At 34.1% G+C, this 19,147-nt stretch carries 19 protein-coding genes and 1 tRNA gene; 3 read left to right on the top strand and 17 right to left on the bottom strand.

All coding sequences use genetic code 11. The features are described from left to right. Positions 1 to 69 precede the first annotated feature (69 nt). Positions 70 to 921 (top strand): MurR/RpiR family transcriptional regulator, encoded by an 852-nt coding sequence (locus K5Q12_RS03745; RefSeq protein WP_220742383.1) that lies wholly within the window; start codon positions 70 to 72, stop codon positions 919 to 921. A 26-nt stretch (positions 922 to 947) separates the two neighbouring features. On the opposite strand, the gene udk is transcribed toward K5Q12_RS03745, so the two are convergent. The 4 genes from udk to ccpA all read right to left on the bottom strand — a co-directional run bounded on the left by udk (position 948) and on the right by ccpA (position 5,430). Next, positions 948 to 1,583, bottom strand: a complete 636-nt coding sequence (gene udk / locus K5Q12_RS03740) for a uridine kinase (RefSeq protein WP_220742382.1) — start codon at positions 1,581 to 1,583, stop codon at positions 948 to 950. Then, positions 1,583 to 2,296 carry an acetolactate decarboxylase gene (budA, locus tag K5Q12_RS03735; protein ID WP_220742381.1) on the bottom strand — a complete coding sequence of 238 codons (714 nt, stop codon included), beginning with the start codon at positions 2,294 to 2,296 and terminating at the stop codon, positions 1,583 to 1,585. The genes udk and budA overlap by 1 nt, the downstream gene beginning before the upstream one ends. Before the next feature lie 159 nt (positions 2,297 to 2,455). Then, a complete protein-coding gene (locus tag K5Q12_RS03730) occupies positions 2,456 to 4,306 on the bottom strand; it encodes an acyltransferase family protein (RefSeq protein WP_220742380.1) in 1,851 nt (616 codons plus the stop codon). A gap of 116 nt (positions 4,307 to 4,422) precedes the next feature. Continuing rightward, a complete protein-coding gene (gene ccpA, locus K5Q12_RS03725; RefSeq protein ID WP_220742379.1) occupies positions 4,423 to 5,430 on the bottom strand; it encodes a catabolite control protein A in 1,008 nt (335 codons plus the stop codon). A 188-nt stretch (positions 5,431 to 5,618) separates the two neighbouring features. Here ccpA and K5Q12_RS03720 point away from each other — a divergent pair, with 188 nt between their 5' ends. After that, entirely contained in the window at positions 5,619 to 6,716 is a 1,098-nt protein-coding gene (locus K5Q12_RS03720) for a M24 family metallopeptidase (RefSeq protein ID WP_220742378.1), read from the top strand. Positions 6,717 to 6,765: 49 nt separating this feature from the next. Here the strand turns inward: K5Q12_RS03720 and K5Q12_RS03715 are convergent, their stop codons facing one another. From K5Q12_RS03715 to K5Q12_RS03660, 12 genes are all read right to left on the bottom strand, one after another. Further along, positions 6,766 to 7,497 carry a CPBP family intramembrane glutamic endopeptidase gene (locus K5Q12_RS03715; protein ID WP_220742377.1) on the bottom strand — a complete coding sequence of 244 codons (732 nt, stop codon included), beginning with the start codon at positions 7,495 to 7,497 and terminating at the stop codon, positions 6,766 to 6,768. Beyond that, complete coding sequence (locus K5Q12_RS03710; protein WP_220742376.1) at positions 7,484 to 7,699, bottom strand: hypothetical protein; 216 nt, start codon at positions 7,697 to 7,699, stop codon at positions 7,484 to 7,486. The genes K5Q12_RS03715 and K5Q12_RS03710 overlap by 14 nt, the downstream gene beginning before the upstream one ends. Continuing rightward, complete coding sequence (locus K5Q12_RS03705) at positions 7,696 to 8,532, bottom strand: HAD family hydrolase (protein ID WP_220742375.1); 837 nt, start codon at positions 8,530 to 8,532, stop codon at positions 7,696 to 7,698. The genes K5Q12_RS03710 and K5Q12_RS03705 overlap by 4 nt, the downstream gene beginning before the upstream one ends. Before the next feature lie 57 nt (positions 8,533 to 8,589). Continuing rightward, positions 8,590 to 9,039, bottom strand: a complete 450-nt coding sequence (locus K5Q12_RS03700) for a SprT family protein (RefSeq protein ID WP_220742374.1) — start codon at positions 9,037 to 9,039, stop codon at positions 8,590 to 8,592. Next, positions 9,040 to 10,554 (bottom strand): ABC transporter permease/substrate-binding protein, encoded by a 1,515-nt coding sequence (locus K5Q12_RS03695; protein WP_220742373.1) that lies wholly within the window; start codon positions 10,552 to 10,554, stop codon positions 9,040 to 9,042. A gap of 193 nt (positions 10,555 to 10,747) precedes the next feature. Beyond that, positions 10,748 to 11,221: a free L-methionine (R)-S-oxide reductase MsrC gene (gene msrC / locus K5Q12_RS03690; RefSeq protein WP_220742372.1), complete on the bottom strand. Its 474-nt coding sequence runs from the start codon at positions 11,219 to 11,221 to the stop codon at positions 10,748 to 10,750. 333 nt (positions 11,222 to 11,554) lie between these two features. Beyond that, complete coding sequence (locus K5Q12_RS03685; RefSeq protein WP_220742371.1) at positions 11,555 to 11,803, bottom strand: acyl carrier protein; 249 nt, start codon at positions 11,801 to 11,803, stop codon at positions 11,555 to 11,557. Between the two features lie 43 nt (positions 11,804 to 11,846). Continuing rightward, entirely contained in the window at positions 11,847 to 12,893 is a 1,047-nt protein-coding gene (gene plsX / locus K5Q12_RS03680) for a phosphate acyltransferase PlsX (protein ID WP_220742370.1), read from the bottom strand. A gap of 101 nt (positions 12,894 to 12,994) precedes the next feature. After that, positions 12,995 to 14,371 carry an amino acid permease gene (locus K5Q12_RS03675; RefSeq protein WP_220742369.1) on the bottom strand — a complete coding sequence of 459 codons (1,377 nt, stop codon included), beginning with the start codon at positions 14,369 to 14,371 and terminating at the stop codon, positions 12,995 to 12,997. Between the two features lie 545 nt (positions 14,372 to 14,916). Continuing rightward, positions 14,917 to 14,990: transfer RNA gene (locus K5Q12_RS03670), tRNA-Lys, on the bottom strand. Positions 14,991 to 15,140: 150 nt separating this feature from the next. After that, complete coding sequence (gene rpoE, locus K5Q12_RS03665; protein WP_220742368.1) at positions 15,141 to 15,722, bottom strand: DNA-directed RNA polymerase subunit delta; 582 nt, start codon at positions 15,720 to 15,722, stop codon at positions 15,141 to 15,143. 25 nt (positions 15,723 to 15,747) lie between these two features. Further along, entirely contained in the window at positions 15,748 to 16,197 is a 450-nt protein-coding gene (locus K5Q12_RS03660; protein WP_220742367.1) for a YwiB family protein, read from the bottom strand. A gap of 117 nt (positions 16,198 to 16,314) precedes the next feature. On the opposite strand from K5Q12_RS03660, the gene K5Q12_RS03655 reads away from it, so the two are divergent. Continuing rightward, the gene (locus K5Q12_RS03655) at positions 16,315 to 17,670 is read left to right on the top strand and encodes an HD domain-containing protein (RefSeq protein ID WP_220742366.1); all 1,356 of its coding nucleotides are present in this window, start codon (positions 16,315 to 16,317) and stop codon (positions 17,668 to 17,670) included. Between the two features lie 36 nt (positions 17,671 to 17,706). On the opposite strand, the gene K5Q12_RS03650 is transcribed toward K5Q12_RS03655, so the two are convergent. Next, positions 17,707 to 18,969, bottom strand: a complete 1,263-nt coding sequence (locus K5Q12_RS03650) for an MFS transporter (RefSeq protein ID WP_220742365.1) — start codon at positions 18,967 to 18,969, stop codon at positions 17,707 to 17,709. Between the last annotated feature and the right edge of the window lie 178 nt (positions 18,970 to 19,147).

The raw sequence follows: 19,147 nt of genomic DNA, 5'->3' as shown, positions 1-19,147 counted from the left end.
ATCAACCCTGATATTGTAAATTATTTTCTTTTCTTGTATAGTTAATTATACATTAAATGGAGTCTATCTATGGCACAAACAATCGTTTCGCAACTACGTGCACAAAAAAAACAATATAATACAACTGAAAATAAACTAATTGACTATATCCTTAAAGATATCTCAAGCTCTGCAGATGCAACGATACAAGAATTATCAAACGGTTCAGGAGTTTCGACAGCGACAATTTCTCGATTTGCAAAAAAAATTGGTTTTGATTCTTTTCGAGAATTTTCCATGGCATTAAGTAAAGACGCTGTTAACCCCAATCAGTCAGATTTTTTTGGTGAAATCACTGATGAAGATGACACAGCTGCAATTGCTCACAAAGTGTTTGCTGGTGCAAGTAATGCTTTAAATGCAACAATAAATCATTTAAGTGCATCTGTCCTAGACACTGCCAGTCAATTTTTAGTAACAGCTCATCGTGTAGGATTTTTTGGTATTGGTGGTTCATCGATTGTTGCCTTTAATGCCTATCACAAATTTTTACGTACACCGCTTGATGTTATTGCACATCCTGACTATGATATTCAACTCATGCAAGCAGTCAAACTTGGTAAAAAAGATGCTGCTGTTGTCATTTCACATTCTGGTCGTAACAAAGATACTTTACTGATTGCACAAAAATTAAAAGAAAATGGTGTCAAAGTTATTGCAATTACCGCTTTTTCAGACTCACTTCTTGCTAAAAATGCTGATTTAGTTTTGTTATCACTTGCTGAAGAAATTAATTTTAGAAGCGAATCTATGAGTTCTTTGATTGCACAAATAACCATCATCGACACGCTCTTTACGTTAGTTGGTTCACAATTATCAGCCCCAACTCAAAATGTTGTTGATACAATGAGAAATGTTATTGAAGAAACACGTTCACACTAAAAAGCGTCCGTATATACGGACGCTTTTTAGTGATTTTCTTTCAAAATTGCTTTTGCTTGATTAGTTAACATATCAATTGCCACCAAATTTTCTCCACCTTCTGGCACAATAATATTAGCATATCGCTTCGTTGGCTCAACAAACTGGTGATACATGGGCTTTACTGTCGCAAGATATTGATCAATAACGCCACGTACTGTACGGCCACGTTCTTCAATATCACGCTCTAATCTACGTAAAAATCTGATATCATCATCAGTATCAACGAATATCTTCATATCCAACAATCCTCGAACCCGTTCATCATTGAAAAGTAAAACGCCATCAACAATAATAACATCACTGGGTTCAACACGCTCATATTCTTTAGATCTAGTATGATTTGCATAATCATAAATTGGTTTATCTATTGCTTCATGGCGCATTAATCGTCTTAAATCAGACACAAATAAATCAGTCTCAAATGAGTCAGGATGATCGTAATTTGTCTGAATACGTTCAGACATTGGCTTTTCGGATTGATCTTTATAGTATGAATCTTGCTGTAATAAAATTGCAGAAGATTCTTCATTAGCTAAACGTCTAACTAATTCACGACTAACTGTCGTCTTCCCTGATCCCGATCCACCTGTAATTCCAATTACTAATGGCTTCCCGACCATTATTGCTTTCCTCCTTCGCTAGCTTCAATACCAGCATTCAAACCTTCTAATTCTAATTGCATATCTCTAAATTCTGGATTTTCAATTGGTAAGTGCTGAATAAATGAGTCAAATATTTGTAGTGTTCCTGATATATTTTCAGCCTCAAAGTCTAACATATGACCTGCAAATTTTTTATCATCTGATAGAAAATGTAAATGCCAACCAGCTGCAGTAGGTCCGTTAAAAATTTGCGGTGCAAAGTATCCCATTATTGTGCCAGAAATTTGCTTGGCTTCAAACTCAGGCTGATTTGAAGCAACCTCAAGTAAGCTTGGATATGGCTTATTTTGCTTTGGTGCAATACGAACATGAATTTTAGTGAAATCACCATGAAATTTAACAGCAGCAAACACATTAGCTAATTTCTCATCTCTCAATTGTTGACTAAGTGTGTTAGCGGTAACTTCTGAAAAATTAAGAGTACTTGTTGGTTTATCAAAATGTACCGAGGCAAAGGGCATTACAACTGATTCATCAGTAATTAAATTAACGCGCCCATCACTTTGCGCTTGATATACTTCACCATTTAAAATAATGACCTCACCATTCAAACCATCTAATGTGCCAATACCTGTATCCCCATGAGTAAGTAAATCTTTAACTGTAATTGTTCCTTGCATTTGCTTTCCCATAAGCATTGCAAGTGTCCCATGTTCGTATAAACTACTCATTATTTTGTTTGTGCATAAGATTGATGATTATGCACTTCCTCCATATCATTCATTTTCTCTTTATTTTAAGCGAATAAAAAAGGACTGTAAACCTTTTTGTTAGGAATTAGCTGATGTTATCAAAATCAAATAAAAAAAGCTACCAAAAGGTAGCTTTTTTTATTTGATTTTTTGGACTTTGCCAACTGCTTCAACAAGTAATCTCACATAATTCCTATCACCTTCAGGACCTTGGTGCACACCATCATCAGCGAACCAATCAATGTGTTGCTTAGCCAAATCGTGCCAATTAACAATGTGTAAATTTTTATATTTTTTTGCAGCATCATTAAGCATTTGATTATTATCATTTTGCCAAGAACGACTTTGCACAAAATTATTAAACCAATATACTTGACGCTTAGACCCAAATGTTTTCATCATCTCATCTAAGTCTTGACGCTTAATTTCACCATTTGTCCCTAATCCAATTAAAATATTTTGAGACAATTTACCCTGTGATGCCATTTGAGAAACAATTGATGGTGTTTGATAAGATTGTCTACCAACTTCAGCATCAACAACCATATTACTGTTCACTTCTTGAAGATATGGTGCAGCATCTAACATAACTGAATCACCAATAGCAGTAAATGGTAAATCTTTAAACGCAATATATTGCGCCTTATTTAAACTATATTTTTTTATAATTGCTTGTTGGTCATTAGTCAACTTGTTAGTTGTGACTGCGCCACCTTTTGTACTCTTAGCTGCTTGTTTATTTCGCTTTGTAATTTCGCTTTGGTTTGCTTTAAGCTCTTTTTGTAATTTTGTTTCTGGTTGGGCCATTCCAGCTTTTGTACTGGCCAATCCATGTCCAATGAATAGTATAAAACAGCTTATCACAATAATAACAGAAAAAAATAAATTACGAGAACTGACGATTTTTTTGATTGTTTGACCAAAAAAGCCATTGTGTCTAAAAGTATTTTCTACATATCTATAACTCAATTCACTCAACGCTAATACAATCAAAACTTCAATAATAATATTGATTAAGTTCGGTTGATAATTTGGCAAAAACTTTTCATAAAATACAAAAACTGGCAATTGGTATAAATAGATACTGTAGCTACGCGTGCCTAAATAATTCAACACACGTTGGTCTAATAGTTGATTAAAAACTGATGCAGGATGGGCTGTTACAGCAATCAAAATAGCTACAACAATTGTAAAAAGATACATCACCCCATAGTAAGTTGCACTCTGTTGCCCACTTAACCAAAACATCCCTATCAAAGTAATCACAAAAGAAAAAGCGCCTGTTAAGTTAAGAATATTTCTTGTTTTAGGGTTCACAGCTGGATTAAGCCTTGTTGATGGCCAAACAAAAGCCAGAGCCGTCCCAATTAATATTGCAAATAAACGTGTATCTGTACCATAATAAACACGATTAATTGTGTCTGGATGATATAAAATAGCCATTAGTATAGCACTGACAACCGACATAACTATTAAGCCACTCGCAATTAGTGGTCTTTTCAACTTTTCTTTTAATAATACCCAAACCACAAATGGCCAAATGCAATAAAATTGTCCTTCAATTGAAAGAGACCATAAGTGTGTAAATGGTGATGCACCACCAAACTGTTGAAAATATGATTGTCCATGATTAATAGCCCAAAAATTATGCACATATAGCAAATTTGTTAAAACTATTTGTCTTAAGTTATAGATTAACTGCTGGTCAAATAGTAAAATAACACTTACTGTCAAAAATAACATCACTACTAACGCTGGATACAATCTTTTGAGTCGTCGCAAATAAAATTTTAAAACAGCTATATATTGATGTTTATCAAATTCTTGAATTAATATATCCGTAATTAAATAACCAGATAACACAAAAAAAAGGGGCACACCCAACCAGCCACCAGAAACTTTATTAGGTAATAAATGAAATGCAATAACGCCAATTACAGCTATTGCTCTTAACCCATCAAAACCTCTGATATAGCGCTTTTTAACCATTTAAAATGTGACCCTTCTCGTTTAAATTATAAGAAATAAAACACTTATAACAGTTTACTTTTTTTACGAAAAAATATCAAATATTACTATTTCATTTCTTTAAAATGATTTTAACGTTAATTGATTGTTGTGCCTCGACGTTCAATCGTATGAGGCAATTGAACCTGTGTTTCATCAATCATCTCATTGTTCATCAACTTTGTTAACATTCTCATTGAAACTGCTCCAATATCATATTTTGGTTGTCTAATTGATGTCAATTGGGGCCTAGTAACAATCGCAAATTTTGTGTTGTTTGCTGTTATAATTTCAAAATCCTCAGGTATATTTTTACCTTGATCTATCATATAATTCATAATACCTAACGCTACTTCATCATCGTAAGCAACCACAGCATTAGCACTTGAGTCTAATATTTTTTCTGCAATCTTCAGTCCAGCATCGTAGTCTTGATGTGCAACAAATAATAATGACTCGTCATATGGGATATTTGCCTTTTCTAACGCACTTTTATACCCTTCCAAACGATGTAACTTATTAATAGCGTGAGACATAGGACCAGTAACTAAAGCCACACGTTCATGACCATTCTTGATCATCATGGTCACCGCTTCATCAACGGCATCAACGTAGTTAATATTCACACTTGGTAGTCGTCCTTCGGCATCCACTGATCCTGCCAAAACTACTGGTGCATCAGCACTAGTAATCTTGTTTAACACTTCACGATCAAGTTCATTTCCCATAAAGATAATACCATCTACTTGCTTACTTGCAAGATTATTAATAGCCATTGTTTCACGAACTGGATCTTCGTCAGTATTAGTCAATAAAACATCATAATGATACATATTAGCCACATCATCAATACCACGTGCTAGTTCAGAATAATACATATCTGTCATATCAGGCATGACCACACCAATTGTCGTGGTCTTTTTTGAAGCCAATCCACGCGCCACAGCATTTGGGTGATATCCCAATTCCTCAATTGCATCTAAAACCTTACGCTTAGTTGAATCACGAACATTGCTATTACCATTAACGACACGGGACACCGTTGCCAATGAGACACCAACTCGATTTGCTACATCATATATTGTTGCCGAACCTTTTTTTTGCATAGTTAACCTTCTTTTATTTTTCGCTTCCATTTTAAAATAGTAGTTAATTCTTCACATTCCATTATAGCAAAAAGGTAACTAATTGCAAACGCTTACAACGCTATTTTTACAAGTTTTCATTACTGTTTCAGTTTGTTACAAAAAATATTCAATATGAAGTGTTAAACTATAAATAAACGGAGGCTATTATGAATATTAATAAACTACATGAAATGACGAATTGGCTTAACAAAGAACATCTTGATGGTGTGATATTAACAGATTATCATGACATCGCTTATTTAACAGGATTTAATTCAGATCCAATTGAGCGTGTTTTAGCATTGGTTTTATTTGCTAATTATGAACCTTTTCTTTTCGGTCCTGCTTTAGAAGTTAATAGTATGGTAGTCAGTGGTTGGCAATTTGATACAGTTGGCTACGAAGACAATCAAAACCCCTGGAAAATGATTGCAAGTAAACTAAAATCACTTACTTCTGGCACCCAATTCGCTATTCAATTCGATCAAATTACTTTGTCACGTTATAACGCTTTAAAAAAAGCCTTACCAAATGTCTCTTTTTTAAAAGATGCTACAGGACAAATTAATCAAATGAGACTCATTAAAAGCAAAGATGAATTGCAAAAAATGAAAGTTGCTGGTCAAGAGGCAGATAAAGCTTTTGAAATTGGGTTTAACCTTATGGAAAATGGTATCTCTGAAATTAGTTTAGCATCTGATATAGAATATCAACTCAAAAAATTAGGTATTTCAAATATGAGTTTTGAAACTTTAGTTCAGTTTGGTGCTCATGCTGCTAACCCTCATGGTACTTCATCATTAATCCCTTTAAAGTCACATGAAATGGTATTATTTGATTTAGGTACAATCCACGATGGTTATGCATCTGATGCTACTCGCACTATTGCTTATGGTAAAGTAGATGACTTATCCGAAAAAATACATGCAGTAGTTTTAGAAGCACAACTCACTGCTCAAAGCAAGGCTAAAATTGGTATGACAGCTAATGAACTAGACAACATTGCCAGAAAAGTGATTACTAAAGCTGGCTTTGGTCCTAACTTTGTTCATCGTTTGGGTCATGGTTTAGGCACGTCTGTTCATGAATTCCCTTCAATAGTTGCTGGGAATGATTTAATTTTAAAAGAAGGCATGGCATTTTCAATTGAACCTGGAATTTACATCCCTAATATGGCTGGTGTTAGGATTGAAGACTCTGGTTATATGAGCAAAAATGGTTTTATACCATTTACAGAAACATCGAAATCACTTTATCAACATTAAAAAGCATCGTTAATTTTATGATATTAACGATGCTTTTTAATGTTGATTACTACGAATGTTTCACTGCTATCACTAGTATTGGAATCATTGTAATAAAATTATTAATAAAATGAATAGCTATACTATCTTGTATATTACCTGTTCGTTTGTAAGTATAGGCCAAGACCATACCCATTGACGCATATAATAAGTAGCTTAGCCCATCAACTAAATTAGTTGGAATTAAACCCATATGAGGAAAAGCAAATAAAATGCCCGATAGTATGATACTAGCCCACCACCAAGATTTCCGAAAAAAATAATTAATCACTAATCCACGAAAGATAATTTCTTCTACTACCGGCGCCATAATCACTGCGTATATAAGCATAGCGACCATTGTAACATTCATATGTGACATTAAGTTAGTAATAACTTCTTGATTATCAGTTGTAGCTACACCCGTTAACGCAACACGGATAGTATTTATTGTAACTTCCAAAATCATCATGATAAAAAATAATCTTAGAATAAACCAGATATGAGGCCAGTTACGTATATTTGGTTTGTGAAAAACTTTGTCAATCGATGTTTTTTTCAACAGTGTATAAGCATAGTAACCAAGTCCACTATAACTAACAAACATCATAACAATAAAAACAAGTTGTAATACGATTGTTTTTTGGATCGCTGCGAGTTGAATAAAAACTGGTATAAAAATTAGCAGAATCGTAACGATAAAGAAATTAAAAATCCTTTGCCACAAAAGCTTCGGATTAGGATCGGTGTTAAAATTTATCACGTTGTTCTTCCTCTTTTAGTTCCTTTTTCTTTTTTTGCCAAGAAATTAAAATATAGGCTACATTAATTATAATAAATAAAATGACAACAAGAATAATGAGCAGAATATTGGAAATCAAATGTTGTGCCGATAAAATAAATAGCGATATAAATATAAAAACTGACACGATAGCGATAACAATTTGACTAATGTAATGTTTCATAAAGAAATGCCACTATAGTTTAAAATAAAGTCTGCTACAGCTGCTTGATTATTAGTTGTTTTTAAGACAATATCTGCCAATAGCTTTATTTCTTCTTTAGCATTTGCGACCGCAACACCAACGCCTGCTTTTTCAATTTGTGCTAAATCATTTAAACTATCCCCAATAGCTGCTACATTTTGCTTATCGATACCTAGTAACTTAGCTAATTCTAAACCTGTTGATCCTTTGTCTACACCTTTAGGATTAAACTCAACATATCGATTAGAACTAAAAGTTAGTGACACATCTTGCGATACTTGGCTCGTAACCGCATCAGCAATCTTTTGACGAACTATTGGGTCGTTATGCTCAAAAATAACTTTCATCACCGGTTTTTCTTGATTTAAAAAATCTAAACTATCCGTCAACTGCTCAGAATATGGTACCTGTCTTTCTGACATATATTTTTTATCTGATTCAGAAATATTGTGAATAAATAGCTTATCTAAGGTATAAATATGTGTATCGACATCTTCTTGTACTTGCCCTAATTTAAAAATTGTTTTTGCCAAATCCAGTTGCATGCCATGCTGAACAATAATCTTTGTTTCGCCATTAGGCTCTACTTCCGCAATTGCACCACCATTATAGGAAATAACAAATTGTTTTTTCTGGTCAAGTCCTAAAGTTTTTAAGGTAGGATAGACTGATCTATACGATCGTCCCGTATTGGGTACAAAAAATCCACCCTTGTCTGTAAATTTTTTGATTGCTGAGATGTTTTCGTCATTTATTGTGCCATCATCGTTTAATAATGTTTCATCTAAATCAGATAAAAGTAATTGAATCATAAATTTAAAACCTTCCTAGTATGTTTTACTTTTAACATGACATATTCTTAATAGAAATTAACCTTCTATATGCATACCGTCAAACAAAATTTTTGAACCACATTTTGCACATCGATATTTTGAAATATCAAATCGGCGTTTTCTAATAATAATATGTCCGTTTTCACAAATATAACGTAAAATTGAAGAGTCTGCTGTAGCTATATTAGGCGCATATCTTAATCCTTTTACATCTGCGAGTAGTTGTTTGAATTCTTTATCGCAATGCCGATACCCTTTTTGTTGTTGGTGTAAATGATAATGAACTAATTCATGTTTAATGATACCTATAAATTCTGATAAATCAACCATCTTTGGATTAAATTCAATGTCATGCGTATTTAACAAATAACGACCACCAGTTGTTTTTAAACGTTTATTAAAAACAGCAGTATGTTCAAACGGCATGCCAAAATTTTGAACTGATATTTTTTGGACTAATAATTGTAACTGTTTTTGAGATAGCATTTATTTAGTTAATCCTTGCTTGTCAAGATATTCTTTGGCAACTTTGGCGGGATTTTGATGATTGACATTGACATCATAATTCATCTTTTGCATGTCCGTATTAGATATTTTATTAGCTAACTTATTGATGGCTTTAACAACTTTTGGATTTGCTTTTGCAAATGTACTTTTCATTAATCCAGCACCTTGATAAACTGGGAAAAAATGGCGATCATCATTTAACACCTTTAAATGATATTGCACAAGTTGTGAATCTGTTGAATAGGCATCAATAATATTAACCTGGTTTTGCTTAATAGCTTGATACCTTAACGCTGGATCCAAGCTAACTGTTAGTATTTTCAAACCATAACTTTTTTCAATACCAGGCATACCATCAGCTCGATCAAGAAATTCTGCAGTCATACCCGCTTTTGAATTGGGTAACTTAGATAAATCACTAATATTGGCTAACTGGTATTTTTTAGCATTTATTTGAGTTACTGCAATCGCATATGTATCATTAAATTTCATAGGTTTTGTTAATGTCATCCCTTGAGAATTCGCCAATTTTCTAGCTGCATCATAAGTTATTTGTGCATTAGCACCCTGAGATAGTTTAACTGGACTTTTCCCTAAAGATTCAGTGACTGTTCCAGTAAATTCTGGATAAATATCAATCCTATCACTTTCTAATGCTTTATATAAAAATGAAGTGACACCAAAGCTTGGTTTTAAAACAATTTTTGTCTTGGGCTGATCTTGTTTTATCAGGTCAGCGTACATATTAATCAATATTTCTGGTTCTGATCCTAATTTCCCTGCAATAGTAATAGTTTGAGATGTATTATCAGTCCTAATATATGGTAAGACACTTGCTCCTATAAAAAATAATGTTAAAAACATCAGTATACTGTTTTTTAACCACCCTCTCAAGCGAGACAATAAATTAATTAGTAAGCCACCTAAAATAGCTAATACAGCAGAAGCAATTGCTCCAATTACAATTAAATCAGTATTGTTACGGTCAATGCCGAGTAAAATAAAATCGCCTAAACCTCCAGCACCAATTAATGAAGCCAATGTAGCTGTTCCAATAACGAGTACAGTAGCTGTTCTAATACCAGCTACAATACTTGGCATAGCTAATGGTATTTGTATTTTTTTCAAAATTTTTGATTGCGATAATCCCAATGCTCTTCCAGCATCTAAAACACCTTGGGATACACTGGCCAAACCTAAATAAGTATTTTGAAAAATTGGTAATAGTGAATATATAATCAAAGCAATCAATGCAGTAGGTTTGCCAATACCAACAAGCGGTATTAGCAGTCCAAGTATGGCAAGCGAGGGTAGTGTTTGAAAGATGCCAGTAATTTGTAAAAAATATTCCGCATACCGTCGGTGTCTTTCACACCATATAGCTAATGGTATTGCAACCAATGATGCAATAATAATCGCTATAACTGTCAACTGTATATGCTGCCACAACGCTGCTATAAACTGTGGATATCGCACAATAAATGTATGCCACATCGTAATTCACCTTTTTCTAAAAGCTATTTTAATGTTAATTGTACAGATATGGACAACTTATCGCAAAAATTAACCTTAGTTAAATAAGGCACATCGACATTAGAAATAGTAACAGACAGTCAACCACCAATAATTCTCTAGGTTATATTGTTTTCTATTTATTATGTGAACTCACATACCACTAGTAATTAAATTAAATATATTCGAGTAACGTTTGAACAAAATGTTCCAGTTCAGACTGTTCTTCATTTTTAAATCTTGCTAGTAATGGTGAATCAATATCCAGTACACCAATCTTATTTCCATTTTTATCTATAATTGGTACCACAATCTCCGAATTAGAGTCTACATCACAGGTAATATGCCCTGAAAATTTGTGTACATCGTCTACCACAATCGTTTTAGATGCGACAAAAGACTTTCCTACCACACCTGATCCAGGCGCTATAATAGCCACAGCAGGTTTTCCTATAAAGGGTCCTAATACTAGTTCATTATTTTTTTGATTGAATAAATAAAATCCTACCCAATTAATATCTGATATGTTTTGATAAATAATGCCAATAGCATTGGATAGGTTTGCTAAAGGATATTCTTCACTTTTTTCTCCCTCAATCCAAGTTGATAATAATTGTGATAATAACGGTGTATGCTTTGTTCCTGACATCTTCTTCTCCAATACATTTTTTATTAATCAAAAATAAAACATCCCGACAAGAATTCAATAAATTCTTGTCGGGACGCTAAGCGTGGTACCACCCGTCTTTATAGCCCAATGGAACGGCCACCTCTAGAGTCTATAGTTATATAAACTATTGGAATGTATCGATTCCATCCGAATCACTAGCTTTTACTAGCTCATGTGTTACATTTTCATACATAGATTTGACTGTTTTCACCATACACAGCTCTCTTGACAAATCTTAAAATACTACTCTACTCACCACTTAATTTGATTAACTTGATGATGATTATATACTGATATATAGTAAGTGTCAATCTATTTTTGATGGTTCACAATATAATCAACTGTTTGTTCCAAAGTTGTCAAATTTTCTGCGTCATCATCGGAAATACTGACGTTAAACATATCTTCAACTTCTAAAACAAGTTCCACAAAATCAATTGAATCTGCATCTACGTCTGTGAGAAAATTTAATTTTGGTGTAATTGACTCACGTTTCACATTAAATCTTGTTGCAATTTCATCAGCCATCATATTATAGACAGCCTCTCTCTCCATAATCATGTAAAATAACCTCCAATAATGATAACCATAAATCAAAAATACATTAACGATTCATTTCTGAAGTGATCATCTCTTTCCCAGCTTTCAGTTCTTCACTGTGTTCACTGATATAGTTTTGAATATCCAAAATTAATTGATTGTCTATCATGGTTTTTATTTGTCCCATTGTATTGGCAACAGCGTTTGCTTTTGCTGACCCATGGGTCTTAACCACTGGTGCTTTAACACCTAAAATAACAGCGCCACCGGCTTCGTTATAATCTAATTTTTTCTGAATTGACTTGAATGCTGGCTTAAGTAAAAGTCCACCAATTTTTCCTTTTAGACCTGAAGATAGTATAGCTTGTTTAATTTGCTTAAGCATCATCAAGGCAGTTCCTTCCGTAGCTTTTAAAGCTGCATTTCCTGAGAAACCATCTGCAACTACAACATCTGCAGTTCCTTCTAATAATTCTCTTGCTTCAATATTACCAAGAAAATTAAAAGCAGGTGAATGCTTCATCAGCTGATGTGCTGACTTATGCACTTCATCCCCTTTATCTTCTTCTGCACCGTTATTTAATAAACGAACAGAGGGGTTGTTTATGTTTAAAACATGTGAAGCATAGAAGCTACCTAAAATACCATATTGATATAAATGTGCTGCTTTACTCTCAGCATTAGCACCTAAATCCATAAAAACAAACTGATCATGTGTTCCGCCAAAGCTAGGTAATGCCGTTGCTAATGCTGGCCTATCAACCCCTTTAATACGACCTACCAAAAAAATTGCACTTGATAAAAGCGCACCAGTATTTCCGGCACTAAACAATGCATCTGCTCGTCCTTCTTTTACTGCTAGTGCAGCTCGAACCATAGAAGAATCCTTTTTATGACGCATGGCTTTTACAGGTTCATCGCCCATTTCAATTACTTCTGTTGTTGGAATGAATTCAATTCTCTCTAAATTTTTGATTAATGGCTCAACTGCAGATTGAGTACCATATAGTTGAAACTCGATATCCATATAACGATCTCGAGCCATCTCGACACCTTTAACGATTTCAAGTGGTGCAAAATCACCGCCCATTGCATCTATTGCTATTTTCATTTTATAAAAACCCTTAAAAATCTAAGGTTATTCCCTCCAAGTCATTATTCTCGTATTATTTTATCATTTATGCCATCTACAAGTCGAGACAAGCTATATTTTTATGAGTGTCTTTTTCGTGTTAGGAAGAAAACTATAGACATAATGATCAAGAATGTCAAACCTACCAATAAAGGTATTCTGGTATCTGGATTAACTAACATATAGGCTAACGTTACCAATAACATAATAATGGCAAAATAATTTGTATAGGGTGCAAATGGCATTTTGAAAGGATGTTCTGCCATATGCGCTTTGTTTTCATGCCTAAATTTAATTTGACTCAAAAGTATAACAAACCATGGAATCATTCCTGGAAGCGTACTTGCTGAATAGACTATAACAAATATATTGGCACTACCATTCCAAAACAATGGCAATATGGCGTTCAAGATAATACCAAGCAAAATACCAGTAGACATTGCTAACACAGGCAATGTAGGCACACGATGTTTTGACAACTTTAAAAATTTAGGAGACAGTTCCTTGTTTAGAGCTAGAGTATACAACATACGACTAGAACTGAAAATACCTGAATTTAAAGCAGACATCGCTGCTGTTAGCATCACAAAATTAATAATACCAGCTGCAGCTGTCACACCAACACGTGAAAATGTCTCCACGAAAGGTGATCCTAATTGATCAAGCTTGTTCCAAGGGTAGATGGTTACAATAACGAAAATCGCACCTATATAAAAAATTAAAATTCGGGCAACAATAGATCGTATTGCAGCAACAATAGCATGTTTCGGATTTTCAGTTTCACCAGCCGTAATTCCTATAATCTCTATCCCTTGATATGATGTCATGACTATTGCAAGGGCAAACATAAACCCATTAAATCCATCAGCAAAAAATGGACCATGTCGCCATAAGTTTGAAAATCCGATCGGATGCCATCCATTCCCAAATCCCAATAAAATAACTAAAAATCCAAGTATAATCATCAAAATGATTGTTATAACTTTTACCATTGAAAACCATGTTTCCATATTGCCGTATGCTTTAACTGTTGATAAGTTAGCTAATGTGAGTATCAACAAAACAACAATACCAGTTATCCAATCAGGAATTCCTGGGAACCAATATCTTAAATACAGACCAACAGCAATGGTTTCCGAAACACCTACAGTTAACCATTGAAATACATTAGACCATACTGTTAGATATCCAGCAAGTGGATGGATATATTTTGTGGCATAATTTGCAAAAGAACCCACTGTAGGATCAACGTAAAGCATTTCACCAAGTGCACGCATGACCAAATAGAGCACAACACCAGCTAGAGCATATGCTAATATAACAGATATACCTGTCCACTTAATTGTGGATGAAGAACCCATAAATAACCCAACACCTATTGTGCCACCCAAAGCAATCATTTGCATTTGATTTGATGATAAATCTCTATTTAGTTCGCCACTAACTTTTTTTGCCATATTTTTTCCTTTATTATACTTTGTGACAATAGTCAAGTGATTGCAACAAAAAGCGCCCCTGTGATAAAAACTAATTTACCACAGGGGCGCTTTTGCGCGGTACCACCCAATTTTTAGCAATGCTCTTACTTAAGCAAAGCTTCTTGAAAAAATTAGGATAACGGCTAATTACTCCGACAATACTTTCAGATTAATACTTAATCATATTATGCATCAACGGTAGTTTTTCGTTATATACTATCACCACTTCCACCAAACGTGATGTCTCTATAAAAGAATTATAACTACGTGTCCGTCTCAATGCTTCTAAACAATGATACTATGCTTCAATTAAATTTGCAACTGATATTTTTATTACAAATAGAACATATAATCCGATAACTGATTACTGTTTGAATGCCAAAAATAGATTTTAGATTATCGATTCTGTTGGAAGCTGTAATGTATTACAATATTGTTCTTTATTTTTATAAAAAAAAAGCAAGTAACTTGAAGTTACTTGCTTTTTTTGGAATATCCCAAAGGTCTCCTGACAGTTATATCAGTGCTCCCTCTCGGACTCGAACCGAGGACCTTGGGATTAAAAATCCCCTACTCTAACCAACTGAGTTAAAGGAGCAAACATGCCTTAGCACATTTATATATATTACAGACATTCCATAAAAAAAGCAACCCTTTTTTCTAACTTTTTTTATTACATTTGTAATTACAACAGAAAACACTTTAATATCAACGTTTATAACAAAAAAAAACCATGAAAACATGGTTTTTACTTTTCTATATCTCCGTCACTCAGATCATCTAAATCATTTGTGCCAGCCAGTTCTGATAAATTATCATCAATGTTTTCATCATCACCAACTACGATGTCATCTTCTTCACTGTCTTCTACTTCCACATCAGTGTCATCAGTATCAACTTCAGTTTCTTCTTCAGCTACTTCACCAAATTCTTCATCTTCAGGATCGTCATCGTTATAATCAATTACATCATCATCGGCAGATGAATCGGCAAAGACATTGACCTTTTTAGCAGATTTTTTACGTTTTGGTGTATCGTCATCATCATCCATCTCATGAATTGATTCATCAATAGCATCTACAGGATACCATGAGCGCAGTCCCCACTCGTTATTACCCAACGAGATAAATGAACCATCTGTATTAAGTTCTGTATAAAATTGTGAGAGACGTGACTTGAACGTCTCTGCATCGATTTCCAAAAAGTCCTGAATTTCTTGAACTAAAGAGCTAAATGGCATGACCGCCCTATGTTCTTCCAAAATTGCAGTTGCAATTTCAACCAATGCTAATTCTTCTTTTGGGTGATTGCCTAATTGTTTGAGTGCCATAGTGCACGTCCTTTCGAGTTTCTAACTAATTAAGTTTACTAGATTTATCAGTAAATTGCAAGAAAACCTCATACTGACCAATTAGAGCATTTTGAGCAAACAGTTGATAGTTAATTTTAATCGTACCATGAGAATAATCTTCACTAAGTGAGACATCTAGTAGCTCTGTTTTTGTTTCTAATTGCATCTGTCCAGCCGCAGTCTGATATGTTGCAGATAATAACTCATTTTGTGTGAAAATTAATTTTGTGTTACTATCGCCACTACGATTTAGTCGGACTGTTTTATTTTTAATTTTAAAAAGCACCTGTGTATCGTTTTGTCCTTCCAAATGCTCACTATATTTGATAAATAAATTGTTGTTTTTTCGATACATGAGTCCATCAGCATGTAATTGAAATTCTTCAAATTCATTTTCTTGCCTAATAGTCGTTTTTAGTAAAACATCAATTGGTCTTTGGTCAACATCTGTCATGTAAATTCTCCATCAATAATGCTTACATATCCCTATAAGAATAAGCATAATTAAACTTTTATTATTAATTTAATTCTTTTTCTATTATAATATACTTAATCAAGTAGAGGGTAAATCATGATTCTAGAAAAATTACAAAACGAAAAAGTGTTACGCGACCCAATACATAATTTTATTCATGTTCAAGATCGCGTTATATTAGATTTGATTAATACATCCGAATTTCAGCGATTACGACGTGTTCAGCAATTAGGTATCAGTGCAACTGTCTTTCACGGTGCTGAACATTCTCGATTCGGGCATTCTGTGGGAGCCTATGAAATTGCTAGACGTATAACCGAACACTTTGGACAATATTATGCTTCAAAAAAATTAGATGATGGTCTTTGGCAAACAGATGAACGATTATTAACGTTAACCGCAGCATTGTTACACGATATTGGACATGGTGCATTTTCACATACGTTTGAACATCTGTTTAACACTGATCATGAAGCAATGACACGAGCTATTATTACCGGACCAACAGAAATCAATGCTGTGTTATCAAAAGTATCTCCTGATTTCCCAAATAAAGTAGCTAGCGTTATTGCTAAAACATATCCTAATCAACAGGTTGTTCAACTTATTTCGAGTCAACTCGATGTTGATCGTATGGACTATTTGCTTCGAGATGCTTATTATACAGGTACTAAATATGGTGAATTTGACATTGATCGCATTCTACGCACCATGCGACCAACACACAGTGGTATTGCATTTGATATTGCAGGCATGCACGCTGTTGAAGATTATGTGGTCAGCCGTTATCAGATGTATTTACAGGTATATTTTCACCCTGTCTCACGTGGTATGGAAGTCCTACTCGAACATTTATTACATCGTGCTAAAGTATTATACTTAGATAGCCATACAAATGAAAGAAATTTCGTTGGACCACTTCTCCAACCACTATTTAGTGGTCAAACTCTCAGTGTTGGCGATTATCTTAAATTGGACGATAATGTTTTCATGACTTATATTTCAATGTGGCGCGAACACCCTGATGCCATACTGTCCGATTTATCGCAACGATTTTTAAATCGTAAGCCATTAAAGTCAATTGTTATGGACGATAATACTGAACCTCTTATCGATAATCTAGAAAAATTAGTTGCTTATACAGGATATAACCCCCATTACTATACAGCACGTAATAAAGCCTTTGATTTACCATATGATGACTATAACCCAAATGTAGCTAAGCCACGTACACAAATTGACTTTTTACTTGGTGATGGTACACATCGAGAATTATCAAAACTTTCACCTTTAGTAGCCGCTATCAAAGGTCAAGTTTCTTTTGATAAACGATTCTTTTTTCCTAAAGACATGTTAAGTATAGAACCTGATGAACTTTTTGCAGATACTTTTAAAGAATTTCGAAGTTATATTCACAATAATGCACTAACCACACCGAATCCAGAAAGTTAAAAAAAAACACATGATGATATCATCATGTGTTTTTTTTTAACTTTGACGTCCTAATTTCTTAAAATCAGGAATGGTTAACATAAAGACTAAACTAACAATATACATTGTAGCTAAACTTAATAATACTGCTGACACACTATAATTATCCATAACCCAGCCAATAGCAACAGATGAGAAAGCACCAATAGCACGCCCAGATCCCATCAATGTATTAGCAGCAGTTGCCCTGATTTCAGCTGGATATAATCGGCTAATGACTGCTCCAAATCCACCATACATACCATTGGAAAAGAAGCCAACAATTGCGCCAAGAATAGTCAATGTCCACATGTTAAAGGCAAAAGTAAAGGCAAATATCATTAATGCCGAAGCAATTAAGAATATTGCAAATGCTGGTCTTGGTCCAATTTTATCCAAAATCGTGCCAAATGTCATCATTCCCACTGCCATGCCAATAATAATCGGAATCATACCTAAATTAACATACCCTGCTGTTACAGTAGCTGTAATACCAAGTTGTTTACGCATAATTGTTGGAAGCCAATTCATCAAACCGTAGTAACCTGCTGTTTGTATTGTCAACATAATGATTAACACGAAGGAAGTATAAGCTCTTTTTGGTGTGTTAGCAATATAAGCAAAACTAAACTTTTTGTTCCCTGACTTATAATCGGCTTGTAACTTTTCAAATTCAGGTGTTTCTTTCATATGACGGCGCACAATATATACCACAATTAATGGCAAAAAACCAATCATAAACAATCCACGCCATCCAAATGCAGGCATAATCATAGTAGCTAATATAGCTGCTAATATTGCACCTACCTGACCGCCTATTGCAGTAATAGAGCTCACACGACCGACTTTATTAGCCTTAAAGCTCTCAGCAATCAAAGCCATACTAACGCCGTATTCACCACCTGTTCCCATGCCGAGTAAGAAACGTGAAGCATATATAGTATAAGCATTATCTAAGAATGCCAAGATTACTGTAGCAAATGTTACCAATATGATAGTGTAAGATAACACACGTACTCGACCAATACGGTCAGCTAAGATGCCAAATAATACACTACCAACTAAAGCACCCCAGTTTGACATTGCTGCAATAATACCACCTTGTGTACCACTGATATGTAGTTCAGCAATCATTGGTGCTAAAGCAAACGACAGAAAAGTTGCATCCATATGATCAAGTGTAAAACCAAGCGTAGTTGATCCAAGCACAACTTTTTGTTCTGAAGTCATTTTATTAGACGTAGCCTCTTTGGCAACGGCACTGACTTGACTTAACGACATTAAATTTTCCTCCAAAATGGCTGTTCACTGACAACCGTTATTTTGTCCGTTAACTATTAAACCACAACTAACTTCAAATAACAATTAAACGTTTAACATTTTTTAAAAATTATATCCGTATATTAAATTGGTTAATAGCGATTATCTCTATAAAATAAAACTTTTATAATAAATAAAA

Origin of the sequence: Leuconostoc palmae, assembly GCF_019656075.1 — a bacterium.
GTDB lineage: Bacteria > Bacillota > Bacilli > Lactobacillales > Lactobacillaceae > Leuconostoc > Leuconostoc palmae.
The sequence above is the reverse complement of the archived record's forward strand: the minus strand, read 5'-3'. Positions and strand labels throughout refer to the sequence as shown.

Coding starts and splice junctions, on each gene's coding strand:
- K5Q12_RS03745 (WP_220742383.1), top strand. CDS start 70: ATGGCACAAACAATCGTTTCGCAACTACGTGCACAAAAAAAACAATAT.
- udk (WP_220742382.1), bottom strand. CDS start 1,583: ATGGTCGGGAAGCCATTAGTAATTGGAATTACAGGTGGATCGGGATCA.
- budA (WP_220742381.1), bottom strand. CDS start 2,296: ATGAGTAGTTTATACGAACATGGGACACTTGCAATGCTTATGGGAAAG.
- K5Q12_RS03730 (WP_220742380.1), bottom strand. CDS start 4,306: ATGGTTAAAAAGCGCTATATCAGAGGTTTTGATGGGTTAAGAGCAATA.
- ccpA (WP_220742379.1), bottom strand. CDS start 5,430: ATGCAAAAAAAAGGTTCGGCAACAATATATGATGTAGCAAATCGAGTT.
- K5Q12_RS03720 (WP_220742378.1), top strand. CDS start 5,619: ATGAATATTAATAAACTACATGAAATGACGAATTGGCTTAACAAAGAA.
- K5Q12_RS03710 (WP_220742376.1), bottom strand. CDS start 7,699: ATGAAACATTACATTAGTCAAATTGTTATCGCTATCGTGTCAGTTTTT.
- K5Q12_RS03705 (WP_220742375.1), bottom strand. CDS start 8,532: ATGATTCAATTACTTTTATCTGATTTAGATGAAACATTATTAAACGAT.
- K5Q12_RS03700 (WP_220742374.1), bottom strand. CDS start 9,039: ATGCTATCTCAAAAACAGTTACAATTATTAGTCCAAAAAATATCAGTT.
- K5Q12_RS03695 (WP_220742373.1), bottom strand. CDS start 10,554: ATGTGGCATACATTTATTGTGCGATATCCACAGTTTATAGCAGCGTTG.
- msrC (WP_220742372.1), bottom strand. CDS start 11,221: ATGTCAGGAACAAAGCATACACCGTTATTATCACAATTATTATCAACT.
- K5Q12_RS03685 (WP_220742371.1), bottom strand. CDS start 11,803: ATGATTATGGAGAGAGAGGCTGTCTATAATATGATGGCTGATGAAATT.
- plsX (WP_220742370.1), bottom strand. CDS start 12,893: ATGAAAATAGCAATAGATGCAATGGGCGGTGATTTTGCACCACTTGAA.
- K5Q12_RS03675 (WP_220742369.1), bottom strand. CDS start 14,371: ATGGCAAAAAAAGTTAGTGGCGAACTAAATAGAGATTTATCATCAAAT.
- rpoE (WP_220742368.1), bottom strand. CDS start 15,722: ATGGCACTCAAACAATTAGGCAATCACCCAAAAGAAGAATTAGCATTG.
- K5Q12_RS03660 (WP_220742367.1), bottom strand. CDS start 16,197: ATGACAGATGTTGACCAAAGACCAATTGATGTTTTACTAAAAACGACT.
- K5Q12_RS03655 (WP_220742366.1), top strand. CDS start 16,315: ATGATTCTAGAAAAATTACAAAACGAAAAAGTGTTACGCGACCCAATA.
- K5Q12_RS03650 (WP_220742365.1), bottom strand. CDS start 18,969: ATGTCGTTAAGTCAAGTCAGTGCCGTTGCCAAAGAGGCTACGTCTAAT.